At 69.5% G+C, this 20,266-nt stretch carries 15 protein-coding genes; 7 read left to right on the top strand and 8 right to left on the bottom strand.

Going from position 1 to position 20,266, the window contains the following annotated elements:
• Positions 1-115: 115 nt before the first annotated feature.
• Together OG870_RS23165 and OG870_RS23170 are read left to right on the top strand one after the other, a co-directional pair.
• A complete protein-coding gene (locus OG870_RS23165) occupies positions 116-1,027 on the top strand; it encodes an LLM class flavin-dependent oxidoreductase (protein WP_266583146.1) in 912 nt (303 codons plus the stop codon).
• Positions 1,028-1,118: 91 nt separating this feature from the next.
• Entirely contained in the window at positions 1,119-2,006 is an 888-nt protein-coding gene (locus tag OG870_RS23170; RefSeq protein ID WP_266583144.1) for a Cof-type HAD-IIB family hydrolase, read from the top strand.
• Positions 2,007-2,094: 88 nt separating this feature from the next.
• Here OG870_RS23170 and OG870_RS23175 read toward each other — a convergent pair whose 3' ends face one another.
• From OG870_RS23175 to OG870_RS23190, 4 genes are all read right to left on the bottom strand, one after another.
• The gene (locus OG870_RS23175) at positions 2,095-3,165 is read right to left on the bottom strand and encodes a M23 family metallopeptidase (protein ID WP_266583142.1); all 1,071 of its coding nucleotides are present in this window, start codon (positions 3,163-3,165) and stop codon (positions 2,095-2,097) included.
• A 187-nt stretch (positions 3,166-3,352) separates the two neighbouring features.
• A complete protein-coding gene (cydD, locus tag OG870_RS23180; RefSeq protein WP_266583140.1) occupies positions 3,353-6,856 on the bottom strand; it encodes a thiol reductant ABC exporter subunit CydD in 3,504 nt (1,167 codons plus the stop codon).
• Between the two features lie 59 nt (positions 6,857-6,915).
• The gene (gene cydB, locus OG870_RS23185; protein WP_266583138.1) at positions 6,916-7,920 is read right to left on the bottom strand and encodes a cytochrome d ubiquinol oxidase subunit II; all 1,005 of its coding nucleotides are present in this window, start codon (positions 7,918-7,920) and stop codon (positions 6,916-6,918) included.
• An 18-nt stretch (positions 7,921-7,938) separates the two neighbouring features.
• Positions 7,939-9,447, bottom strand: coding sequence for a cytochrome ubiquinol oxidase subunit I (locus OG870_RS23190; RefSeq protein ID WP_266517662.1), 1,509 nt, complete (start codon positions 9,445-9,447; stop codon positions 7,939-7,941).
• A gap of 209 nt (positions 9,448-9,656) precedes the next feature.
• On the opposite strand from OG870_RS23190, the gene OG870_RS23195 reads away from it, so the two are divergent.
• On the top strand, positions 9,657-10,031 hold the full coding sequence (locus OG870_RS23195; RefSeq protein ID WP_266517664.1) for a cyclophilin-like fold protein: 375 nt from the start codon (positions 9,657-9,659) through the stop codon (positions 10,029-10,031).
• A gap of 7 nt (positions 10,032-10,038) precedes the next feature.
• Here the strand turns inward: OG870_RS23195 and hisC are convergent, their stop codons facing one another.
• Positions 10,039-11,118 (bottom strand): histidinol-phosphate transaminase, encoded by a 1,080-nt coding sequence (gene hisC / locus OG870_RS23200; protein ID WP_266517667.1) that lies wholly within the window; start codon positions 11,116-11,118, stop codon positions 10,039-10,041.
• 402 nt (positions 11,119-11,520) lie between these two features.
• Between hisC and OG870_RS23205 the strand changes: the two genes are divergently transcribed.
• The 3 genes from OG870_RS23205 (at position 11,521) to OG870_RS23215 (ending at position 14,979) form a co-directional block, all read left to right on the top strand.
• Positions 11,521-12,633, top strand: coding sequence for a LacI family DNA-binding transcriptional regulator (locus OG870_RS23205; protein WP_266517670.1), 1,113 nt, complete (start codon positions 11,521-11,523; stop codon positions 12,631-12,633).
• Positions 12,634-12,834: 201 nt separating this feature from the next.
• On the top strand, positions 12,835-13,911 hold the full coding sequence (locus OG870_RS23210) for a metallophosphoesterase (protein ID WP_266517671.1): 1,077 nt from the start codon (positions 12,835-12,837) through the stop codon (positions 13,909-13,911).
• A gap of 192 nt (positions 13,912-14,103) precedes the next feature.
• Positions 14,104-14,979, top strand: coding sequence for a hypothetical protein (locus OG870_RS23215; RefSeq protein WP_266583136.1), 876 nt, complete (start codon positions 14,104-14,106; stop codon positions 14,977-14,979).
• A 159-nt stretch (positions 14,980-15,138) separates the two neighbouring features.
• Here OG870_RS23215 and thiC read toward each other — a convergent pair whose 3' ends face one another.
• Positions 15,139-16,941 (bottom strand): phosphomethylpyrimidine synthase ThiC, encoded by a 1,803-nt coding sequence (gene thiC / locus OG870_RS23220; protein WP_266517677.1) that lies wholly within the window; start codon positions 16,939-16,941, stop codon positions 15,139-15,141.
• 253 nt (positions 16,942-17,194) lie between these two features.
• On the opposite strand from thiC, the gene OG870_RS23225 reads away from it, so the two are divergent.
• On the top strand, positions 17,195-18,688 hold the full coding sequence (locus OG870_RS23225) for a YibE/F family protein (RefSeq protein WP_266517680.1): 1,494 nt from the start codon (positions 17,195-17,197) through the stop codon (positions 18,686-18,688).
• 167 nt (positions 18,689-18,855) lie between these two features.
• Here OG870_RS23225 and OG870_RS23230 read toward each other — a convergent pair whose 3' ends face one another.
• Positions 18,856-19,293, bottom strand: coding sequence for an SsgA family sporulation/cell division regulator (locus OG870_RS23230; protein WP_266517682.1), 438 nt, complete (start codon positions 19,291-19,293; stop codon positions 18,856-18,858).
• A 100-nt stretch (positions 19,294-19,393) separates the two neighbouring features.
• Positions 19,394-20,128, bottom strand: coding sequence for an IclR family transcriptional regulator (locus OG870_RS23235; protein ID WP_323178436.1), 735 nt, complete (start codon positions 20,126-20,128; stop codon positions 19,394-19,396).
• Positions 20,129-20,266: the final 138 nt, after the last annotated feature.

Consider the following 20,266-nt stretch of genomic DNA (forward strand, 5'->3'; position numbering starts at 1 on the left):
GGCAGCGCTCGCCACCCGGCCCGCACCAGCGCGTGACCGTGCGACCGCGTGACCGCGTGACCGCGCAAGGTGACCGTTTCGTCCGTAGTCGGTGGCGCGGCTTAGTCTCGGACACATGAGTCTGCGTCTGAGCACCGTGATCCTCCCGTACCGCCGCTGGCACGAGGGCGGCAGTTCGGCATGGCGGCGCGCGGAGCAGCTCGGCCTCCACACCGCGTACACCTACGACCACCTGTCCTGGCGCAGCTTCCGGGACGGCCCGTGGTTCGGCGCCGTACCGACCCTGACCGCGGCGGCGGCCGTCACCGAGCGGATCCGCCTGGGCACCCTGGTGACCTCGCCGAACTTCCGCCACCCGGTGCCCTACGCCAAGGAACTGATCTCCCTCGACGACCTCTCCGCGGGTCGCTTCACCCTCGGCGTCGGCGCGGGCGGCAACGGCTTCGACGCGACCGTGCTGGGACAGGAGCCCTGGACCCCGCGGGAGCGCGCCGACCGGTTCGCCGAGTTCGTCCAGCTCCTCGACCGGCTGCTGACCGACGACGGCAAGGAAGGCGTGTCCTACGAGGGCGACTTCTACTCGGCGCACGAGGCGCGCAACATCCCCGGCTGTGTGCAGCGCCCCCGACTGCCCTTCGCGGTGGCCGCGACGGGCCCGCGCGGCCTGCGTCTCGCGGCACGGCACGGACAGGCGTGGGTGACCACCGGCGACCCCAAGCTGTACGAGAACGGCACCCCTGAACAGTCGATTCAAGCCATTCGCGGCCAGGCCGAGAAGCTGGCCGACGCCTGCGCCGATATCGGCCGGGACGTATCCGAACTCGACAAGATCCTGCTCACCGGCTTCACCCCGGACCGCGCCCGGCCGCTGGAGTCGCTCGACGCCTTCGTGGACTTCGCGGGCCGGCACCGGGAACTGGGCTTCACCGAGATCGTGATCCACTGGCCCATCCCCGACTCCGACTTCGCCGCCGACGAGAAGGTCTTCGAGCAGATCGCCCTGGAGGCCCCGGCCCAGCTCGGCTGAGCGGACGGGGTGGGGCGGTGCCGACGAGGACGGCCCTGACGAGGACGGCAACTCCTCACCTGTGCGGACTCCCGCACGGGCGTGCAGGCATATGCGGGAGAATGAACGGGTGACCTCAGCGACTCGACAGCCCGAGACCCCGGCCGCCGCCGTTCCGCCACGGCTCATAGCCACCGATCTCGACGGCACCCTCCTGCGGGACGACCAGTCGGTCTCCCCGCGCACGGTCGCCGCCCTCGCCGCCGCCGAGGAGGCGGGCATCGAGGTCTTCTTCGTCACCGGCCGCCCCGCCCGCTGGATGGACGTCGTCAGCGATCACGTCCACGGCCACGGCCTGGCGATCTGCGGCAACGGCGCGGCCGTGGTCGACCTGCACGGCGGCCCCGGCGCCCACCGCTTCGTGAAGGTGCGCGAGCTCGCCCGGGACAACGCGCTGGACGCCGTACGGCTCCTGCGCGACGCGGCACCGGGCACGGTGTACGCGGTGGAGCAGACGTACGGCTTCCACCAGGAGCCGGACTACCCGAAGCTGCACATGGAGATCCCGGACAACCTCGCGCCGGCCGAGGACCTGCTGGCGCCGGACGGCCCCGGTGCCACGGAGCCGGTGCTCAAGATCCTCGCCTACCACCCGTCCCTCGATCCGGACGGTTTCCTCACCACGGCCCGTCTCGCCCTGGGTGAGCGTGTCAACGTCACCCGTTCCAGCCCCAGCGCCCTGCTGGAGATCAGCGGCCCCGGCGTCTCCAAGGCCAGCACGCTCGCCCTGTGCTGCGCCGAGCGCGGAATCTCGCACGAGGAGGTCGTCGCCTTCGGGGACATGCCGAACGACGTCGAGATGCTCACCTGGGCCGGCCAGTCGTACGCGATGGGCAACGCCCACCCGGACGTCATCGCCGCGGCCTCGGGCCGCACGGTCGCCAACAACGACGACGGTGTGGCGGTCGTGATCGAGCGGATGCTGGCCGCACGGCCGTAGGACTCGCTTCCGTCGGACTCGCTTCCGGTGGACTCGCTTCCGTAGGACCGGCCCGCGGGCGCGGCACCGGGCCGCCCGCCGGGCGTCGTCATCCGAGGGGGACGCCTCGCGCCGCCAGCCACGGCACCGGGTCCACCGCGGAGCCCATCTGAGGCGTGACCCGCACCTCGAAGTGCAGGTGCGGGCCGGTGGAGTTGCCGGTGGTGCCCGACTGGCCGATCCTCTGCCCGGTGTGCACCCGCTCGCCCTGGCCGACAGCGACGGCGGCGAGATGGGCGTACTGCGTGTAGTAGCCGCCCGCATGCCGGATCACGATCTCGATGCCGAAGGGACCCCCGCACGAGACGCTCACCACACGTCCGGCACCGGCCGCCCGCACCGGCGTCCCGATCGGCACCGCGAAGTCCTGCCCGGTGTGCCGGTTCACCCACCGGTCGCCGCCACTGCCGAAGCCCGCGGACAGTGTGTACGTCTCCACGGGTGCGACCCACGCCCGCGTGACGTCCGTCTCCGGCTGTTCGAGCCGCACCGGCCCGCGGCAACTGCCGGCCGCGGCCGAGGCGTCCGCCTGTCCCTGCAACTGCCCACGCGCTTCCTCGAGTTTCCGCTCGATGGTGTCTTTCACCGCGGCGAGTTCACTGTTCTGCTTCTCCAGCGCCCGCCACGCCACCGTGGCCTTCGCCTCGTCCGCGGTCAGCCGCGCCTCGGCCCGCCGACTCCTGCCGACCGAACCCGCGAGTGCCTCACCGGCCTGCGCCAGGACGTGCTGACCGCGCAGCAACTCGTCCGGGTCGTCCGCGAGGATCAGCCGCGCGGCCACCGGCAGACCGCCACCGGTGCGGTACTGGGCGCGTGCCATCCGGCCGAGGTCCTCGTGCAGGGCGGTGATCTCCCGCCGCTCACGGTCCAGCAGTGCCTCGGCCCGCTCGGCCCGCGCCCGCTCCACCTCGGCCTCGCGCCGTCCCGCCTCGTACCGCTGCGTCGCCAGCGCCGCGTCCTCGTAGAGCCGCGCGACCCCGGCGCCGACCCCGGAGTCGGAACCGCTGCCGATCCCGTCTCCGTCGTCCCAGCCCGCCGCCCCGGCGGGCCTGGCCCCCAGCACGACGAGCGCGCACAGCAACGCCGGAACGAGCAGCGGATGACAGCGGGATGAGCGCATGCCGGCGATCGTGGCCCGCTCCTTGGGTTCCGGTCATCTTCAACTCGTACGCCTGGGGGAAGCGGCGCCCCGTATGGCTCAGTACGGACGAGTCGGGTGGACAGTGCCTACGGAGTTCAGTACGGCGCCTGTCCCTCGCGCCGCCGACGACGCCCCAGAGAGTCGGCATCGGCGGAAGGCGCTGCGGCTATCCCGGGGGCCGTCCCGCCCCCACCAGCAGCTCCGCCTCCGCCTCCCGCTCCGCCATCCCCCTGAACGGCCCTGGTACGGCGGCCAGTTCGGCGTACGTCCCGCGCTGCACCACACGTCCCTCGTCCAGGACGACTACCTCGTCCACCGCTTCCAGGCCGGCCAGCCGGTGCGTGATGAGCAGCGTCGTCCGGCCCTCCGTGGCTGTCAGCAGGTCGGCGGTGAGCGCGTCGGCCGTCGGCAGGTCGAGGTGTTCGGCGGGCTCGTCGAGGACGAGGACGGGGAAGTCGGCGAGCAACGCGCGTGCCAGCGCGAGCCGCTGCCGCTGCCCGCCCGCCAGCCGGGCCCCGTGCTCGCCGACCAGCGTGTCGAGCCCATCGGGCAGACTGTCGGCCCAGTCCAGCAGCCGGGCTCGCTTCAGTGCGTCGCGCAGATCATCCTCGGTGGCGTCCTTCCTCGCGAGCAGCAGGTTCTCGCGCACCGAGCTGTCGAAGAGATGCGCGTCCTGGGCACACAGCCCGACGAGCCGTCGTACGTCGTCGCCGTCGAGCGCGTACGCGTCCACGCCCGCCAGCGTGTAGGAGCCGGCGTCCGCGTCCAGGAAGCGCAGGAGCACCTGCGCCAGCGTCGTCTTGCCGGAGCCCGACGGCCCGACCACGGCGATCCGGCGCCCCTGGTCGAGAGTCAGGTCGAGACCGTCGAGCGCCTCCCGCCGCTGGCCGGCATGCCGGGCGCTCAAGCCCCTGAGAGCCACCGGGAAGGGGGCGGCAGGCGCCTGTCGCGCCCGCTCCGGCTCCCGCACCGGCTCGGGCGCGTCGAGCACCTCGTACACGCGCTCCGCACTCCTGCGCACCCGTTGCCGGTGCTGCACGGCGAGCGGCAGCCCGAGGACCGCCTCGAAGGCGGCCAGCGGGGTGAGGGCGACGACGGCCATCGTCACGCCGTCCAGCCGCCCGTCGGCGACCGCCTGGGCGCCCACGAGGGCGGTGGCGGCGGCCGTCAGACCGGAGAGCAGAGCGGTGAGTCCGTCGCCGAGCGCGGTGGCCGTGGCGGCGCGCGAGGCGATCCGGGTGAGCGTGCCGTCGGCGCGCCGTGCCTCGGCGGTACGAGCGGGCAGAGCGCCGGCGACGGTCAACTCCGCGGTGCCGGTGAGCAGATCGGTCACGCGCGTCGCGAGCACCCCTCGTGCGGGGGCCAGCCTGCGTTCGGCGCGGCGGGCCACGGCGCCGGTGACCAGCGGGACGCCGACCCCGGCCGCCACCAGCCCGACGGCCAGCGCGAGACCGGCCTCGGGCAGCAGCCACGCCGTGAAGCCGACGGACGCGGCGGACACGATCACTGCGGAACCGGCGGGCAGCAACCAGCGCAGCCAGTAGTCCTGCAGGGCGTCCACGTCCACGACGAGCCGCGACAGCAGGTCGCCGCGGCGGGTGCGGCGCAGCCCGGCGGGCGCCAGCCGCTCCAGCCGCCGGTAGACGGCGACCCTGGTGTCCGCCAGCATCCGCAGCACCGCGTCGTGGGACACGAGCCGCTCGGCATACCGGAAGACCGCCCGCCCGATACCGAAGGCCCTCGTCGCCGTGACAGCCACCATCAGATACAGCACGGGCGGCTGCTGCGAGGCCCGCGAGATGAGCCACCCGGAGGTGGCCATGAGCCCGACGGCACTGCCGAGCGCGAGACTCCCGAGCAGCAGGGCGAGCGCGAGACGACCGCGCCGGGGGCCGGACATGGCCCGGACGCGGGCGAGCACGCCGCCTCGGCTGTCGGCAGATGCGGCGCTTGCGGGCTCGTGCGGCGTGGAGCTCTCGTACGTCTCCTGGGCCGCCGGGCGCCCCTCGGGCGTCCGGCGTTCCACGGAGGCAGGGACCGTCCGCCCCGCCAACCGCACCACGCGGTCCGCCACTGCGAGCAGCGCCGGCCGGTGCACCACCAGCAGTACCGTCCGCCCCACCGCCAGCCGCCGTACCGCCTCCACGACCTCGGCCTCGGTGGCCCCGTCCAGGGCGGCCGTCGGCTCGTCGAGCAACAGCACCGGACGGTCCGCGAGGAACGCCCGCGCCAGGGCGAGCCGTTGCCGCTGCCCGGCCGACAGCCCGGCACCGTCCTCGCCGAGCAGCGTGTCCACACCATCGGGCAGGGCGTCCACGAACTCCAGCGCTCCGGCCTCCCGCAACGCCCGCCGTACAGCGGCGTCATCGGCATCGGAACGCGCCAGCCGTACGTTCTCGGCGACGCTCCCGGCAAAGAGGTGCGGGCGCTGCGGCACCCAGGCGATCCGCGACCGCCACCGCTCCAGATCGACGTCACAGAGATCGACTCCGCCGACCCGTACCCGCCCCTCGGACGGCCTGACAAAGCCCAACAGCACGTTCAGCAGCGTGGACTTGCCGCTGCCGCTCGGCCCGACGAGCGCGACCGTCTCCCCGAGCTCGACGGCGAAGGAAACATCCGACACGGCGTCCTCGGATCGCCCGGGGTACCGAACCGTCACTCCCTCGAAGGCGATGCCACCCGTCGGAACGGTCCCCGTGCCCGACGCCGGCACGGGGGTCTCCAGGACGGCGAAGATCTCCTCGGCCGCCGCGAGCCCTTCCGCCGCCGCGTGATACTGCGCGCCGACCTGACGCAGGGGCAGGTAGGCCTCGGGCGCGAGGACGAGGATGACCAGGCCGATGTACAGATCCATCTCACCGTGCACGAGCCGCATGCCGATCGTCACGGCGACCAGTGCGACCGAGAGCGTGGACAGCAGCTCCAGCGCGAAGGACGAGATGAAGGCGACCCGCAGCGTCCGCATGGTCGCCTGCCGGTACTCACCGGTGATCCGCTTGATCGACTCAGCCTGCGCCTTGGCCCGCCCGAACACCTTCAGGGTCGGCAGCCCCGCGACGACGTCCAGGAAGTGGCCGGACAACTGGGACAGCAACCGCCACTGACGGTCCATCCGGGACTGCGTGGCCCAGCCGATCAGGACCATGAAGACCGGGATGAGTGGCAGGGTTCCCACGATGATCGCCGCCGAGACCCAGTCCTCGGTGACGATCCGGGCCAGCACCGCCACGGGCACGACCACCGCGAGCCCCAACTGCGGCAGATAGCGCGAGAAATAGTCGTCGAGGGCGTCGACACCCCGAGTGGCGAGCGCGACGAGCGAACCGGTCCGCTGCCCGCTCAGCCACCCGGGCCCCAGCGCACCGGCTCGTTCCAGCAACCGTCCCCGCAGCTCCGACTTCACCGCCGCGCTCGCCCGGTGCGCGGCGAGCTCCGTGAGCCAGGAGACCAGCGCACGGCCACAGGCGACAGCCACCAACAGCAGCAGGGGAGTGCCGAGTTCGGCGACCGACATCCCGTGCTGGAACGACCCCACCACCACCTCGGCGATGAGCATCGCCTGGGCGATGACCAGCCCCGCGCCAAGGACGCCCAGGCCGACGACCGACACCAGGAAGAGGCGGGTGGCACGGGCGTAGTGGAGCAGACGCGGGTCGATCGGTTTCACGTGAAACACACCCTCTTCTCAAGGGGCATGTTTCACGTGAAACATGCCCCAGATCGGACTCAGTGCACTGCGTCTGCGATGTGCTGCGTACCGATCCGCTTGCGGAACACCCAGTAGGTCCACCCTTGGTAGAGCATGACGATCGGCGCGGCGATCACCGCACACCAGGTCATGATCTTCAAGGTGTACGGGCTCGAGGAGGCGTTGGTGACCGTCAGGCTCCAGTCCTCATTGAGCGACGACGGCATGACGTTCGGGAAGAGTGACAGGAAGAGCATGGCCACAGCGGCCACGATCGTGATCCCGGACAGCGCGAACGACCAGCCCTCACGCCCGGCCTGATTCGCCACCAGTGCGGCGACCAGGGCGGCGACGGCCACGACGAGCGCGACCAGGCTCTTGCCGTCACCGCTGTCGACCTGCGTCCACACCAGGAAGATCAGCGCGACCACGGCCGCGGCCAGACCGACCGCCAGGGCGAGCTTCCGTGCCCGCTCCCTGATCTCCCCGACCGTCTTGAGCGCCGTGAACACCGCCCCGTGGAAGGTGAACAGCGTCAGCGTCACCAGGCCGCCGAGCAGCGCGTACGGATTGAGCAGATCCCAGAAGGTGCCGACGTACTCGAAGTTCCTGTCGATCTTCACGCCCCGCACGATGTTGCCGAAGGCCACGCCCCACAGGAAAGCCGGGATCAGGGAGGTCCAGAAGATCGCGGTCTCCCAGTTGCGCTGCCAGTTCTCCTCGGGCCGCTTCGCCCGGTACTCGAAGGCGACGCCCCGCACGATCAGGCAGACCAGGATGATCAGCAGAGCCAGATAGAAGCCGGAGAAGAGCGTGGCGTACCACTCGGGGAAGGCGGCGAAGGTCGCTCCGCCCGCCGAGAGCAGCCACACCTCGTTGCCGTCCCAGACGGGGCCGATGGTGTTGATCAGCACCCGCTTCTCGGGCCGGTTCCGGGCCAGCAGCTTGGTGAGGATGCCGACTCCGAAGTCGAAGCCCTCCAGGAAGAAGTAGCCGGTCCACAGGACGGCGATGAGCACGAACCAGACGTCGTGAAGTTCCATGACTCGCTCTCCCTCGGCCTAGTACGAGAAGGCCATCGGCTTGTCGGCGTCACGGGTGTCGCCGCCGATCTTCGTGGGCGGGTTGAGGTCGGCCTCAGTCAGCTCGGGCGGGCCGGCCTTCACGTACTTCACCAGCAGCTTGACCTCGACCACGGCGAGGATGGCGTACAGCGTGGTGAAGACGATCATCGAGGAGAGGACCTCGGCCTGGGAGACGCTGGGGGAGACCGCGTGGCGGGTCTGCAGGACGCCGTAGACGACCCACGGCTGCCGGCCCATCTCGGTGAAGATCCAGCCCCAGGAGTTGGCGATCAGCGGGAAGCCCAGCGTCCAGATCGCCACGAGCCAGTACAGCCTGCTGAGCTTGGGGCCCAGCGCCTTGTTCCTGAAGAGGACGAGATGCGGCACCTCGTCCTCGCCCACCCGCAGATGCTGCGGCAGCATGAACTTCTTGCGGGTCAGCCAGAGTCCGGCCAGGCCGATACCGAAGGACGCCATGCCGAACCCGATCATCCAGCGGAACGCCCAGAAGGTGACAGGGATGATGGGCCGGTAGTCACCGGGACCGTACTTCTCCTGCTCGGCCTTGTTGGTGTCGTTGATGCCCGGGACGTACGAGTTGAAGTTGTCGTCGGCGAGGAACGACAGTATTCCGGGGACGGACAGCTCGACCGAGTTGTGGCCCTTGCTCACGTCCCCGTACGCGAAGACCGAGAACGGCGCGGAGTGCTGGCCGTCCCACAGCGCCTCGGCGGCGGCCATCTTCATCGGCTGCTGCTTGAACATGACCTTGCCGAGCGTGTCGCCGCTGATCGCGGTGAGCAGGCCGGCGATGGCTACGGTGACCAGACCCAGTCGCAGCGAGGTCTTCATCACGTTGATGTGCTTCTTGCGGAACAGGTGGAAGGCGGCGATGCCGACCATGAACGCGCCACCCGTCAGGAAGGAGGCCGCGAGCGTGTGGAACGCCTGGGCAAGCGCGGTGTTCTGGGTCAGCACATGCCAGAAGTCAGTGAGTTCGGCACGCCCCTTGGCCTTGTTGATCCGGTAGCCGACGGGGTGCTGCATCCACGAGTTGGCGGCGAGGATGAAGTACGCCGACAGGATCGTGCCGATCGAGACCATCCAGATGCAGGCCAGGTGGATCCTCTTGGGCAGCTTGTCCCAGCCGAAGATCCACAGGCCGATGAAGGTCGACTCGAAGAAGAACGCGATCAGAGCCTCGAAGGCGAGCGGGGCACCGAAGACGTCGCCGACGAAGCGCGAGTAGTCGGACCAGTTCATGCCGAACTGGAACTCCTGCACGATGCCGGTGACCACACCCATCGCGATGTTGATCAGGAAGAGCTTGCCCCAGAACTTCGTCGCCCTGAGGTACTTCTCCTTCTCCGTGCGCACCCAGGCGGTCTGCAGGCCGGCCGTGAGGGCGGCGAGCGAGATCGTCAGGGGTACGAAGAGGAAGTGGTAGACGGTGGTGATGCCGAACTGCCAGCGCGCCAATGTCTCCGGCGCCAGAGCCAGGTTCACGTCGTCAGTCTCCTTAGGTCGCCACGATATAGCGGCAGTTTGCCCCCTTTGTCACACGCATCGCGGGAGCAACGGGACAGCTTGTGAACGCGTTCACATTCACAAGCAATTATGACGCACCTCTTTTCGACCTGCGCATGGGGGGTCCTGTCTGCTCCGTCACGTCAATCCCTTGGCGGCGACTTCAACATCTTGTTGAATTACCTGCCGTGCAGATACGGATCTCGTGGCCCGCCGGCCACCTCACAGCGACACTCGACGACACTCCGACCGCCCAGGCCCTGACCAAGGCACTGCCCCTCGCCTCCACCGCCCGCACCTGGGGCGAGGAGGTCTACTTCGACACGGGCGTCTCTGTTCCACGTGAAACAGGCGCCCAACAGGTCGTGGACCCGGGCACGGTCGCTTTCTGGACCGACGGGGACGCCCTCGCACTCCCCTACGGCCCGACACCGATCTCGCGAGGCGCCGAGTGCCGCCTCGCGAGCCCGTGCAACGTCCTGGGCCGCATCGACGGCGACCTCCGACTCCTCGCCACGGTCCGGGACGGCGACCCGGTACGGGTGGAACTCGTAGCCGAATAGCCCTGGTTCAGAGCTCCTTACGGAACCCTTCCGCCACCTTCAGGAAGATGTCGTTCGCCTCGGTCTCCCCGACCGTCACCCGGACACCCTCGCCCGGGAACGGCCGGACCACCACGCCGTGCTGCTCGCACGCCGCCGCGAACGCGACCGTGCTCTCCCCCAGCCGCAGCCACACGAAGTTGGCCTGGGTCTCGGGCACGGTCCAGCCCTGCGCGCGCAGCGTGTCGACCACGCGGTTGCGCTCGCAGACCAGCGAGCCGACCCGGCCGAGCAGTTCGTCCTCGGCCCGGAGCGAGGCGACGGCCGCCTCCTGCGCGAGCTGACTCACACCGAACGGCACCGCCGTCTTGCGCAGGGCCGCCGCCACCGGCTCATGGGCGATCGCGAAACCGACCCGCAGACCCGCGAGGCCGTACGCCTTGGAGAACGTGCGCAGCACGCACACGTTCGGCCGCTCGCGGTACAGCTCCACACCGTCCGGCACTTCGATGTCGCGGATGAACTCGCGGTACGCCTCGTCCAGCACCACGAGCACATCGCTCGGCACCCGGTCGAGGAACCGCTCCAGCTCCGCCCGCCGTACGACCGTGCCGGTCGGGTTGTTGGGGTTGCAGACGAAGACGAGACGGGTCCGGTCGGTGATCGCCTCCGCCATCGCGTCCAGGTCGTGCACATCGCCCGGCGTCAGCGGCACCTGCACCGAGGTCGCGCCGCTGACCTGCGTGATGATCGGGTAGGCCTCGAAGGACCGCCAGGCGTAGATGACCTCGTCACCCGGGCCGCTGGTGGCCTGGATCAACTGCTGCGCGACGCCGACCGAACCGGTGCCGGTGGCCAGGTGGGCGAGCGGGACGCCGAAGCGGTCCGACAACTCGTTCATCAGGCCCGTGCACGCCATGTCCGGGTAGCGGTTGAAGGACGAGGCCGCGGCCGTCACGGTCTCCATCACGCCGGGCAGCGGCGGATAGGGGTTCTCGTTGGAGGACAGCTTGTAGGCCACCGGACCGCCGGCCGCGGCGGGCTTTCCCGGCTTGTAGGTGGGGATACCCTCCAGCTCGGCGCGCAGCTTGGGGCTCGTCTCGCTCACCGCAGTCCTCCTCATGACCACCACCGGCTTCCAATACTGCTCACCTTATGAGGATTCGGCGCCGCTGCGTACAGCTGAGGACAGACCTCATCCGTCACGCCCGCATCAGGGGCATCACCGCCCGTAGGCAGACGAATCGAGGGGGGCGTGATCACATATATCTATGCGCCGGTGGCTCGCGCGGTGGCGCGCATCACCCGTGCAGGTGAGTTGAGACCTCTTCGAAACATCGGGGACTTGGCAGGCCCATGCGCGCCGACAAGTCACGTAGGTCCATTGGATCGTTCAACTGACATTGTTTCAAAGGTAGTTGACGGTATATGACCTTGCAGAAACGTGCCTGTCAACGCGTGCATATGCGTCCGCCCTACCCCACCGTATGAGCCCTACTATCGGCTCGCCATGACAGCAGCAGGGAAGCACCAGGTGAGCCGCGCGGAAACCTCACGCCGAGGCAGTCGGCCGGGCCGGGCGGGCATCAGAGACGTGGCCGCCGCCGCCGGAGTCTCCATCACGACCGTCTCCGACGCTCTCAACGGGAAGGGCCGGCTCCCGGACGCCACTCGACGCCATGTCCGCGAAGTCGCCGACCGACTGGGCTATCGCCCGTCCGCAGCGGCCCGAACGCTCCGTACCGGCAAGTCCGGCCTCATCGGCCTGACCGTGACGACGTACGGGGATGAACCTTTCACCTTCACCGAATTCGCGTACTTCGCCGAGATGGCGCGCGCCGCCACCTCGGCCGCGCTCGCCCGCGGCTACGCCCTGGTCATCCTGCCCGCGACCTCGCGCCACGACGTGTGGTCGAACGTCGCGCTCGACGGCACGGTCGTCATCGACCCCTCCGACCAGGACCCCGTCGTCAGCGAACTGGTCCGGCAGGGCCTGCCGGTCGTCTCCGACGGCCGCCCGGCCGGCTCGCTGCCGGTCACCGCGTGGGTCGACAACGACCACGAGGCCGCCGTGCTCGGCATCCTCGACCACCTGGCCGACGCCGGCGCCCGCCGTATCGGCCTGCTGACGGGCACGACGACCGACACCTACACCCATCTGTCGACCACGGCGTACCTGCGCTGGTGCGAGCGCGTCGGCCAGGACCCGGTGTACGAGGCCTACCCGGCGCACGACCCGTGCGCGGGCGCCGTCGCCGCCGACCGGCTGCTCGCCCGCCCCGACCGGCCCGACGCCGTCTACGGCCTGTTCGACCCGAACGGCACCGACCTGCTGGCCGCCGCCCGCCGCTACGGCCTGCGCGTACCGGACGACCTGCTTCTGGTCTGCTGCAGCGAATCCACCGTGTACGCCAGCACCGAGCCGCCGATCACCACGCTCTCGCTGAAGCCGCGCCGTATCGGCACGGCCGTGGTGCAACTCCTCATCGACGCGATCGAGGGGGTCGAATCGGACCAACCGGTCGAGCAGGTGATACCGACGGAGCTGATCGTGCGTACCTCGTCCCAGCGACGTCCGCCACGCACGACGGTCAGCGCGCCGCGGTCGCCTGAGGAAGAGTAGAACAGCGGCCGTCAGCATGCGGTCGAAGCCCTGCCCAATCGGGGCGAAAGCCGCGGTGAACTGGACTCTTACTCCGATTCACCACCCCTGGGTCATCACATGGCGCGATCGGCATTCCTATGATGGGCCCACGACACCGCGGGCCGCTGCGACCAGGCAGTCCGACGCGGTGCAGATGCGGCGCGATGGTGGAGGGGTCTGATGACTCAGGGGGCCGGTCAGGGACCCGAGGTGGAGCGAACGGCGACGTTGCGCGACTTCCGGGTACCGGCGTATGTCCACGAGACCGGTCCGTACGGCCACAGCACTCACCCCGGTGATGTCGCCGCGTCCCACGAGGAGACGTATCCGGAGGGGTACACGCCGACCGCGCGTGACCTGCCGGTCATCAACCGCGGTGACACGCTTCAGGTGAGCGTCGACCCCGCCTCCCTCGCGGACCCGGAGCAGACGGACGGCGCGGGTCCGCTGTACGTCGTCGGTGACGTGCACGGCTATGTCGACGAGTTGGTGGCCGCCCTCCAGGAACAGGGCCTCATCGACGCCGCGGCCAACTGGTGCGCGGGCACCTCCCGGCTGTGGTTCCTCGGCGACTTCACCGACCGCGGCCCGGACGGCATCGGCGTCATCGACCTCGTGATGCGCCTGTCCGCGGAGGCGGCCGCCGCCGGCGGCTACTGCAAGGCGCTCATGGGCAACCACGAACTGCTGCTGCTGGGCGCCAAGCGGTTCGGCGACACCCCCGTCAACTCCGGAGCGGGCACCGCCACCTTCCAGGCGGCCTGGCTGCTCAACGGCGGCCAGAAGACCGACATGGACCGCCTCCAGGACCACCACCTGCAGTGGATGGCGCGCCTCGACGCGGTCGAGGAGGAGGACGGCTATCTGCTCGTCCACTCCGACACCACCGCCTATCTCGACTACGGCGACTCCATCGAGGCGGTCAACGACACCGTCCGCGAAACGCTCACGCGCAACGACGCCGACGAGTGCTGGGACCTGTTCCGCAAGCTCACCAAGCGGTTCTCCTTCCGCGACGAGGGCGGTGCAGACGCCGTACGCTCCCTGCTGGATACGTACGGCGGCACGCGGATCGTTCACGGCCACAGCCCCATTCCCTACCTGCTGGGCGAGGTCGGCTCCGAGGACGGTGAGGACAGCGCGGGGCCCGTGGTCGAAGGGCCGCACGTCTACGCCGAGGGCCTGGCCATCGCGATGGACGGCGGAGTGACCATGGCCGGAAAGCTGTTGGTCCAGCAACTTCCCCTGGATATCTGAACGTTCACAGGGCAGGCGCCCGTGCATGGAGGAATCGCGATAAACAACGCAGGCCAGGGCCCAATTTCTGTAACCCCCTGTCACCGCGTGCCGTCGCCGCTCTACCATCGGCTTATCCGTAGCAGGCTCCCCTCCGTTTCTGCCCGACGGCTCGTTGGCATGCGAGCCCCAAGCCCTACGGAGCATCGGGGGATGCACATGAACAGCGTTCCGCAGCACCTGCTGAGCGAGGACCGCCAGGAGTACGAGCGGGTCCTCGACGAGGCGCTGCGCTCCGCCCCAAACCGCCCGGAACTGGCCGCTGTCGGACAGCGGCTCAACCCCGAACAGCTGCGCACCATGGCGCTCAACGCCACCGCGATCATCACGGTGGCAGCGGCGACCGAGTACCAGCACTACGTGAAGGTTCGCGAGGAACTGCGCCGTCCGGCGCCGTCAACCCCTTCGCCCACCCGCGAGTCCGGCTCCTCAGGAGAGTCGGGCATGGGCGGCGCGATGGGGCTCGCCACCACCCTCGGCGAGGCCGCCGAGCCGGCCGGCGCGGGCGCCGTCGCCGTCGCCGCCGTCCTCACCCCCGTCCTCGCCGGAACAGCCGCGGTGATCTTCCTGCTCGTCGGCTACATCATCAAATCGCTCGACTCCAAACAGGTGTTCGGCAAGACCATGATCACCGCGGGTTGGGTGTTCGGCGCCATGACCGCGGCCGCGATCCTGGTCGCCGCCGTCGGGCTGCTGCTCACCGCGCTGCGCAACCGGCCCTCGCTCGAGACCGGCCTGTACGGCGAAGTCAGCGAGGAAGTGGCCAGGGCCAGGGAAGCCTGGCACACGGCGCTCCTGGAGCGCGGCATCATGCCGTTCCTCCGGGAAGCCCTGGCCGACCCCGGCACGGCCGCGGTACTGCACACCACGACACCGTCGACGCCGACCAGTCGTATGCCGCATCTCGGCTACGGCCGCCCGGGCTTCAGCAGCCCGGACGACGGCTCGGACCCCGGCTCACGCCCGAGCTTCAGCAGCCCGGACTACTCCAGCCCGGACTTCGGAGGCCCGGAACACCAGCCGGAGTAACCGCCGGCTTGCGCCCTCCGCACCAAAGGGACCCGTCAGGATCCGCCGGGGGAGCGCAAGCCGAATGTTGATGCGTCTCGACGGCTCCGCCCCACGGCATCTCACGCCGCAGAGCGGGACCGTCTTCCACGTCGGCGGCGCGACCCGCTCCGGCGTGCGTCAATCCGCGATCGGCAGATACACCCTGTTGCCCGCGGCCGCGAATTCCTTCGACTTCTCGGCCATGCCCTGCTCGATCTCCGACCGACTTCCGCCGTGCTCACGGCGGATGTCCTGGGAGATCTTCATCGAGCAGAACTTCGGCCCGCACATCGAGCAGAAGTGGGCCGTCTTGGCCGGCTCCGCCGGGAGGGTCTCGTCGTGGAACTCCCGTGCTGTGTCCGGGTCCAGGGCGAGGTTGAACTGGTCCTCCCACCGGAACTCGAAGCGGGCGTCCGACAGCGCGTCGTCCCAGTCCTGCGCACCGGGGTGCCCCTTGGCGAGGTCGGCTGCGTGGGCGGCGATCTTGTAGGTGATGACGCCGGTCTTGACGTCGTCACGGTTGGGCAGTCCCAGGTGTTCCTTGGGCGTGACGTAGCAGAGCATGGCCGTGCCCCACCAGGCGATCATCGCGGCACCGATGCCGGACGTGATGTGGTCGTACGCAGGCGCGACGTCCGTCGTCAGCGGGCCGAGCGTATAGAACGGAGCTTCATCGCAGATCTCCTGCTGAAGGTCGATGTTCTCCTTGATCTTGTGCATCGGGACGTGTCCCGGGCCTTCGATCATGGTCTGTACGTTGAAACGCTTGGCGATCGTGTTGAGTTCCCCGAGCGTGCGCAACTCGGCGAACTGGGCCTCGTCGTTGGCGTCCGCGATCGAACCCGGCCGCAAGCCGTCGCCCAGCGAGTACGTGATGTCGTAGGCGGCGAGGATCTCGCAGAGTTCCTCGAAGTTCTCGTACAGGAACGACTCCTTGTGGTGCGCGAGGCACCACGCGGCCATGATCGAGCCGCCGCGCGAGACGATGCCGGTCTTGCGGTTCGCGGTGAGCGGGACGAACGGCAGGCGGACGCCCGCGTGGACCGTCATGTAGTCCACGCCCTGCTCGGCCTGCTCGACGACGGTGTCCTTGTAGATCTCCCAGGTGAGCTCCTCGGCTCGGCCGTCCACCTTCTCCAGGGCCTGATAGAGCGGCACCGTGCCGATGGGCACGGGGGAGTTGCGCAGTACCCATTCACGTGTGGTGTGGATGTTGCGACCGGTGGACAGGTCCATGACCGTGTCGGCGCCCCATCGGGTCGCCCAGGTCATCTTCTCGACCTCCTCCTCGATGGAGGAGGTCACCGCGGAGTTGCCGATGTTGGCGTTGACCTTCACCAGGAACCGCTTGCCGATGATCATCGGCTCGATCTCGGGGTGGTTGATGTTGGCCGGCAGGACGGCGCGGCCTGCCGCGATCTCCTCGCGAACCACCTCGGGGGCGACGTTCTCCCGGACGGCCACGAATTCCATCTCGGGCGTGATCTCACCCCGCCGCGCGTACGCGAGCTGGGTGACCGCCTTGCCGTCGCGGCTGCGGCGCGGCTGACGGGGCCGCCCGGGGAAGACCGCGTCGAGGTTGCGCAGACCGCCTCGGGGAGAGGTGTGCTTGATCCCATCGTCCTCGGGGCGGGCGGGACGGCCGGTGTATTCCTCGGTGTCGCCTCGGGCGATGATCCAGTTCTCGCGCAGCGGGGCGAGCCCCCTGCGGACATCGGTGTCGGTGAGCGGATCGGTGTACGGGCCCGAGGTGTCGTACAGCGTGACCGACTGCCCGTTGGTGAGATGCACCTGACGGACCGGCACCCGCAGATCCGGGCGGGAACCCTCGATGTACGCCTTGTGCCAGCCGATGGACTTCCCGACCTCCGGGGACGGTTCGCCCTGAATAGGCTGTTCGTCCTGGCTGGAGGCAGGCGTGCGTGCGTCCTTGTTGGTCATGAGACCTACTCCCTACGCCGGCATTACCCGGTAACAGGTTCGGCGGTCGACGCAGCGGCTTCCGTCTGTCGACGTTTCGTGGGGAACATCACTCGACTTCGGTGACGTTCCACGTGAAACATCGCTGGGACGGAGGTCAGCGCCCTCTCAGCCCGGTGCTCCGAGCTCCCGCGTGTGCAAAGGTGCCTCCACGCTAGCGTCAATTCGGGCGCGCTGAACAGAGGGCCCCTGTCGTTCTTGCGATGATCTGGCGGTGACCACGACGCATCGGCCCCCGTACCCGCCTCCGGAGCCGCCCCATGGGCCCGGCTCCGGAAACGGCCATGGCTCGGGTGCTGGGCACCACCACGCACCTCGACCCGACGAGGGGCACGACCACGGGCCAGACCACGGGCCCGCAACCGGTGCGGGGCACGAGCACGCCCCTGGTTCCGGTGGCGGGCACGGTCACTCGCACAGCCACGGTCCCGCGGCTCCCGTCTCCAAGCACCTGCGCAAGGTCATCGCGGCGATCCTCATCCCGTTCAGCGTGGCCGTGGTGGTCGGCCTGGTGGTGCTGTGGCCCGGCGGAGCCCCGCCGCATGCGCGCACCGGCGTGGGATTCGACCGGCAGACCCAGCAGGCGACGGTCACCAAGGTCTTGAGCGTGAGCTGCAAGTCGGTGAACGCCTCGGGTGAGAGCCCGACCGGCGACACCTCCACCGCCGAGGGTTCCTCCGCCCAGCAGGAGGCGAACGGCACCTGCAAGAAGGCGACGATCCGCGTCGACACCGGCAAGGACAAGGGCCGTGCGTTCACCGAGATCGTGCAGCCGGACCAGTCGCGGCAGCTGCACGAGGGCGAGAAGGTGGTCGCCGCCTACGAGCCCTCGGCACCCAAGGACCTGCAGTACTCGGTCGCTGACGTCAACCGCAGGTTCCCCATGGCGTTGCTCGCCGGTATTTTCGCGCTCGCCGTCGTGGTGGTGGGCCGGATGCGCGGCCTCATGGCACTGGTCGCGCTGGCCGTCAGCTTCATGGTGCTGACGTTCTTCATCCTGCCCGCGGTTCTGCAGGGCTCGAACCCACTGCTCGTGGCGGTGATCGGGTCGAGCGCCATCATGCTGATCGCCCTCTACATGTGCCACGGTCTGTCGGCCCGTACGTCCGTGGCGGTGCTGGGGACCCTACTGTCGCTCGTGCTGATCGGCCTGCTCGGCTCCGGGTTCATCGGCTGGGCCGCGCTGACCGGCAACACGGACGACAACACCGGTCTGATCCACGGCCTGTACCCCTCGATCGACATGAGCGGTCTACTGCTGGCGGGCGTCATCATCGGCTCGCTCGGCGTCCTCGACGACGTGACGGTCACCCAGACGTCGGCGGTGTGGGAGTTGCACGAGGCGAATCCGTCGATGGGCTGGCGGGGGCTGTACCGGGCGGGCATCCGCATCGGCCGAGACCACATCGCGTCCGTCGTCAACACCCTCGTCCTTGCCTACGCCGGCGCCGCGCTGCCGTTGCTGCTGCTCTTCTCCATCGCGCAGAGCAGCGTGGGGACGGTCGCCAACAGCGAGCTGGTGGCGGAGGAGATCGTGCGCACGCTGGTGGGCTCGATCGGCCTGGTCGCCTCGGTGCCGGTCACGACACTGCTCGCGGCTCTGGTGGTCGCGGCCGACCGTCCGGGTCCGGAGTCGGCGACTGCGACGGCCGGCGCAGGAGCACCTGCCCTGGCACGCACGGGGCGAGGCCGGCGCCGCAAGCACTGAGACGGGCGGAGGCCCGGCGGGCGTGCGTGCGTGCGTGCAACCAGCGGGAGGTCTGAGACCGTTGGGCCCGCCTGCCCGGAGAGAAGCGTTACTGCGCCCTCCACGTCCAACGCGGACGCTTTTCCGGCCAGCTCCGGCCAGTTCCGGCCGCGTCCCCCGTCTCCGCTTCAGCCCGCGCTCTGCTCTTCCGCCAGGATGCGGTCCAGCGCCTCGTCGAGGTGGGCGTCGAAGTCCTCAAGAGAACCCTCCTGGCCGAGGGGCACCAGCTTGTCGGTGCGGTCGAGGAAGGCGATGAGCGGTGCCGTGGACGAGCGGAACAGCGCCTGGTCGCCGCCGACCTGTAGGCGGATCAGGACCTCTGTCAGCGAGTCGGGTTCGACGGGCGAGACGCGCACGTCCCCCTCCCCGCTCGGGCGGTTCACCCCGTCGATGAGCAGCTCACGTCCGAACGCCCAGGTCACCGGCGCGTCCCCGGGCAGATGGAAGGTCAGCCGCACGGCATAGGGATCGCCTGTCTCGTAGCGCAGCTCCACCGGGATACGGAAGGAAAGCTCCTCGGACACGAGAAAGCTCATCATGACCTCTGCCTGTACGGACTCGCGCATCGCCTACCCCGTCGTGTGAAGCCGACCCGGCTGGGAAATGATCCCCTGACATTGGTGGCATCTTGCTGAACGTACACGGCAGATCACAAGGAGTGAGTTTTCAGATACTGATAGAGATCGCGAGTGACCCCAGCAGTCGGCCGATTTCGCACTGCAGTTGCTGGGCCGCGGACACCAACCGGTCGGCCTGATGAGAAGGCAGGGAGATGGCCAGCGTCGCCGCCGTCGTACCCACAGTGATCGGAATGGCCGCGCAGACCGTCCCCAGCGCGTACTCCTGCCGCTCCGTCACCGGTCCCATCCGCCGCGTTCGCTCGAGCCGCCGGAGCAGGGTGTGGCTGTCCCGCACCGTGTACGGGGTGAGGGACTGCACGGGGTAGCGGTCGAGGTGGTCACGGCGGGCGTCTTCGTCCAGCTGGGAGAGCAGACACTGACCGATCGCGTGCGCGTGCGCCGTCTCGCGGAAGTCGGCCCACTCCTCGGCCGCCGGATTGGCCGGGGTGTCGGAAACGCACCTGACCTCGATCTCGCCGTCCCGGTACACGGCGTAGTACACGGGCACACCGATCGCGTCCCGCCAGCCGGCCAGTGCGTCGACGATCGTGCTGCGACGTTTCTGCTGGGCTCCGCTGCCGCTCAGCCGCACAGCCGCCTCACCGAGGAAGAACAAGCCCTTGTCCCGGCTGAGATAGCCCTCGTGGACCAGGGTGCGCAGCAGGTGATACGCCGTCGGAAGCGCCAGACCCGTCTCGCGGGCCAGCTGTTTGGCGGGGGCTCCGTGCGCGTGCTCGGCGACGCATTCCAGCAGACGCATCGCGCGCTGGACGGATCCGATGAGTGTCGCGGACTGCGACGGCGCGGGAGGGTCCGCCGGGGGCGGCTGCGCCGGGGGTGCGGTCAGGCGCGACGGTGCGGGTGGTGCGGTCGCGCGCTCCTGCGTCGAGGGACCCGGCTGTTCGGGAGGCCTGATGCG

The organism is Streptomyces sp. NBC_00461 (assembly GCF_036013935.1).
Classification (GTDB): Bacteria; Actinomycetota; Actinomycetes; order Streptomycetales; family Streptomycetaceae; genus Streptomyces.